3 protein-coding genes are annotated in these 3,376 nt (G+C 64.0%); 1 reads left to right on the top strand and 2 read right to left on the bottom strand.

Annotated elements, in window-relative coordinates:
• Positions 1–459: GNAT family N-acetyltransferase (locus NKI20_RS33410; RefSeq protein ID WP_502898188.1), on the top strand; the 459-nt coding region annotated here is incomplete at its 5' end.
• Here the strand turns inward: NKI20_RS33410 and NKI20_RS33405 are convergent.
• Both NKI20_RS33405 and NKI20_RS33400 read right to left on the bottom strand, forming a co-directional pair.
• Positions 449–1,165 (bottom strand): DUF805 domain-containing protein, encoded by a 717-nt coding sequence (locus NKI20_RS33405; protein WP_352838231.1) that lies wholly within the window; start codon positions 1,163–1,165, stop codon positions 449–451. The two genes, NKI20_RS33410 and NKI20_RS33405, sit on opposite strands and share 11 nt — an antisense overlap.
• Positions 1,166–1,279: 114 nt before the next feature.
• Positions 1,280–3,154: a DEAD/DEAH box helicase gene (locus tag NKI20_RS33400; protein ID WP_352838229.1), complete on the bottom strand. Its 1,875-nt coding sequence runs from the start codon at positions 3,152–3,154 to the stop codon at positions 1,280–1,282.
• Between the last annotated feature and the right edge of the window lie 222 nt (positions 3,155–3,376).

Below are 3,376 nucleotides of genomic sequence, written 5' to 3'. Positions count from 1 at the left end.
CACCATTCCGGGCACGCGAGGGTCTTCAATGTCGTCAATATGATCGAGAAAGCTTGCGTCCATCGCCGGTCTCCTTCCCGGCCAACAGAATCCCGCTTGGTTACCAGAGCGTTAACGATTCATGATTCCGCCCTGCATTTCGCGCTCGCCTTCGTTGACGGCGAGGTCAGCGGCCTGGCGTCGGTGGCAATCGCGCATCCGGGTATCGATCTTGAGCGGCTGCTGTTCCTCAAGGACCTGTTCGTGCGCGACAACATCCGCAACGCCAGCGTCGGCGGGGCGCTGATCGGCTTTCTCGCCGATCATTGCCTTAGCCACGGCATCGGCCGCATCGACCTGACCTCCGAAGACTGGAACGAGGGCGCGCTGCGTTTCTACGCGAGGCTCGGCGCCGAACGCCACGGTCAGAAGGTCTTCCTCAGGATTTCAGGCGACGCCTTGAAGGCGGTTAAACCCTGACGCCTGCCGGCACCGGCCCCCACTGGTTTTCCCGTGCCTGCGTCGGGATCAGCGCGAAGACCAGGATGATCAGGCTGCCGATGGTCGGGATGAGCACCACCAGATAGAGCCAGCCCGACAGGCCGATGTCATGGATGCGGCGAACGGTCATGCCGAGGCTTGGCAGCAGGGTCGCCAGTACGAAGGTGACGCAAAGGCCAACGGTTACCGCCGCAGATACGCTGCTGTCGAAATTGCCCATTTCGTTGTCGGCGAAAAGGCCGATGCCGCCGATGATCAGCAGCGAGACCACCCAGAACAGGAAATAGCCCCAATATTCCTTGCGGCGGGCCCGGCCGCCGAAATTGAAATAGTTCTGCGTCACGCCGCGCCAGAAATAGTCCCATAGGCCGGTGCGTTCGACTGGCTCGGATGAGCGGCCGAAATGCTGCGCATGGACAGCAAAAGCTGCCGTTGCGTTGCCAGTTTCAATCGGTGAGATGTTGGTTCCGGCGTCAGCGTGCGGGGCCTCGATGGCGGTCTGGACACCAATCGAAAAGACATCGCGTGCCTGGCCGCCGCCCGGCTGGAACTCGACGACCGTGCCCCTGGGCATGGCGCTTTCCCGGCGCAGGTTCTCGCGGGTGAAGGTGTAACGGTTGCCATCGTCTCCAATGATGAAGCCGAAACCCTGGTCCTCGTCATAGTGAAGCACCTCGCCGCGCATAGGCCACCCCTCTCGCCACGTCCCGATCAAGATGTGGCACAGGGCCGAGCCGATGGGCAAGCGGCACCATGAAGTGCCTGCCGTCGCTGCCGGAAAATGAAGCTGCTTGCGATCTTATGAAGGCCGCTTCTTCGCCTTCTTGTGCTTGGGCGCGCCGGTGTTTTCGAACTTCGGCTTACCCGGCTTCTTCGCCCAAGGCTTTGTCTCATGCGCGGCTGCCGGGCGCTGATCGGCTGACGCCGATGCGTGCTTTTCGAACTTGCGCTTCGGCGCGTTGGGATCGAACGGTGCCTTGCCGCGATGTGGTTTCTTGTCGGGGCCTGGCGCCTGGTAACCCGCACGCGACAGATCGGGCGTGCCGTCCAACCGCTTCACCATGATGTTGTTTTGCAGTTTGCGGTCGGGACCGATCGCCGCCAGGAAGCGGTCGGCCCACTCCGCCGCGATCTGCACGAAGGTTTCATCCGGTTGCATCTTGATGGCGCCGATCTCGCGCTTGCTGATGCTGCCGGTGCGGCACAGCATCGGGATCAGCCAGCGCGGTTCGGCATTCTGCCGGCGTCCGATCGACAACGAGAACCAGACGCTGGCGCCGAAATCGTCGCGGCGGCTGGGTGCTTCGTCGCGACGTGCGAAACCTTCGCCCGCCGGTCTTTCACGCGATGGCGTGAACGGCGCGATTTCGATGAGGTCCTCGGGCGCCGATCGGCTGGCGCGGCACTGGCGCACGAAAGCTGCGGCCACCTGTTCGGCGCCATGTTTGGCGAGCAGCGCGTCGATGAAACCGCGCTCGTCCTCCTTCACCGGTTCGTCGAAGACCGGATCGGCAATGATGCGTTCGTCGTCGCGCCGTATCACGTCGTCGGCCGAGGGCGGGCTCGCCCATGTCGCCTTGAGGCCGGCGTTCTGCAACAGCCGCTCGGTGCGCTTGCGGGCACTGTTGGGCACGATCAGCGCGCTGACGCCCTTGCGCCCGGCGCGGCCGGTGCGACCGCTGCGGTGCAGCAGCGTTTCCGGATTGGTCGGCAGGTCGGCATGGACGACCAGTTCGAGGTTGGGCAGGTCGATGCCGCGCGCCGCGACGTCGGTGGCGATGCAGACTTTTGCGCGGCCGTCGCGCATCGCCTGCAAGGCATGGCTACGTTCGTTCTGGCTGAGCTCGCCGGACAGCGCCACGACCGAAAAATTGCGGTTGTTGAAGCGCGCGGTCAGATGGTTGACGGCGGCGCGCGTGTTGCAAAACACCAGCGCGTTCTTCGCCTCGTAGAAACGCAGCACGTTGATGATGGCGTTTTCCCGGTCGGGCTGGGCGACGCTCAGCGCCCGGTATTCGATGTCGAGATGCTGCTTTTCCTCGCCTGCGGCCGAAATGCGCACGGCATCGCGCTGATATCCTTGCGCGAGCGTGGCGATGGAGCGCGGCACGGTGGCCGAGAACATCAGCGTGCGGCGCTCGGCCGGTGCGGCGTCGAGGATGAATTCGAGGTCCTCGCGAAACCCGAGATCGAGCATCTCGTCGGCCTCGTCCAGCACCACTGCCTTCAGCGCCGACATGTCGAGCGAGTGCCGCGTGATGTGGTCGCGCAGCCGGCCGGGCGTGCCGACGACGATATGGGCGCCGCGCTCCAGCACACGCCGCTCTGAGCGCATGTCCATACCGCCGACGCAGGACGCCACCGTGGCACCGGCCAGCTCATAGAGCCACTCCAGCTCGCGCGTAACCTGCAGTGCCAGTTCGCGCGTCGGCGCCACCGCCAGCGCCAGCGGTGCCGCGGCGTGGCCAAAGCGCTCCGCGCCGTCAAGCAAGGTCGGCGCCAGGGCAAGGCCGAAGGCTACCGTCTTGCCGGAGCCGGTCTGCGCCGAAACCAGCGCATCGGCCTGGCCGAGTTCGGGGGCAACAACCGCCTTCTGTACCGGGGTCAGCTCGGAATAGCCGCGTTTTTCCAGCGCCCTGGCAAGCGCTGGGACAAGTGCTTCGAAATTGGACATCTCACTCTTTCGGAATTTAGGGTCTGCGCTCATCATGGAGCACATGCCGGGGCCGACCTAGCGCCAGCCAAAACAATCTTGGCCGTTCGTACTTCGCGCAGCCGCCATTGTACAGGGCGCGCGCAAAACCGGGTGTCCAGGGGAATCGCTTCAGGTTAACGTTGATTTTTGACGGATGAGATTTTCGAGATAGTGGCCGTTGAGATTGGCGAGTTTTCGTCG

It is taken from the genome of Mesorhizobium sp. M0830 (assembly GCF_040319965.1).
Taxonomy (GTDB): domain Bacteria; phylum Pseudomonadota; class Alphaproteobacteria; order Rhizobiales; family Rhizobiaceae; genus Mesorhizobium.
This window is presented reverse-complemented; position numbering and strand designations above follow the sequence as displayed.

Excerpts from the sequence above, each read along its gene's own strand:
- NKI20_RS33400 (WP_352838229.1), bottom strand. The coding sequence starts at position 3,154 with ATGTCCAATTTCGAAGCACTTGTCCCAGCGCTTGCCAGGGCGCTGGAA.
- NKI20_RS33405 (WP_352838231.1), bottom strand. The coding sequence starts at position 1,165 with ATGCGCGGCGAGGTGCTTCACTATGACGAGGACCAGGGTTTCGGCTTC.